Origin of the sequence: Mesorhizobium sp. M8A.F.Ca.ET.207.01.1.1 (assembly GCF_004794715.1) — a bacterium.
GTDB lineage: Bacteria > Pseudomonadota > Alphaproteobacteria > Rhizobiales > Rhizobiaceae > Mesorhizobium.
On the sequence record NZ_SRUS01000149.1, the window covers coordinates 1 to 401 of the forward strand.

1 protein-coding gene is annotated in these 401 nt (G+C 67.3%); it reads left to right on the top strand.

Translation table 11 applies throughout. The annotated features are described in order from the left end of the window. Nucleotides 1-401, top strand: a 401-nt coding sequence (locus EN850_RS33925) for an NADPH-dependent FMN reductase (protein ID WP_136092960.1), incomplete at both ends; no start/stop codon positions are given.

The following is a 401-nucleotide window of genomic DNA, read 5'->3' on the forward strand; positions in this document are numbered from 1 at the left end:
CGGCAGCCTGCGCGCCCAATCCTTCAGCCGCAAGATCGCCAAGGCGCTGGCGGCCCGGGCGCCGGATTCGTTGCGCTGCCGCTTCATCGAGATCGGCGAGTTGCCGCTCTACAACGAGGATCTGGACGGCGACCATCCGCCGGCGGCGTGGTCGGCCTTCCGCGCGGCGATACGCGAATGCGACGCGGTGCTGTTCGTCACGCCGGAATACAACCGCTCGATTCCGGGCTGCCTGAAGAACGCCCTGGACGTCGGCTCCCGACCACATGGAGAAAGCGTCTTCAAGGGCTTGCCCGCCGGCGTCGTCAGCGTCAGCCCGGGCAAGATCGGGGCGTTCGGGTCCAACCAGGCGCTGAGGCAAACCTTCGTCTTTCTCGACATGCCGGTGATGCAGCAGCCGG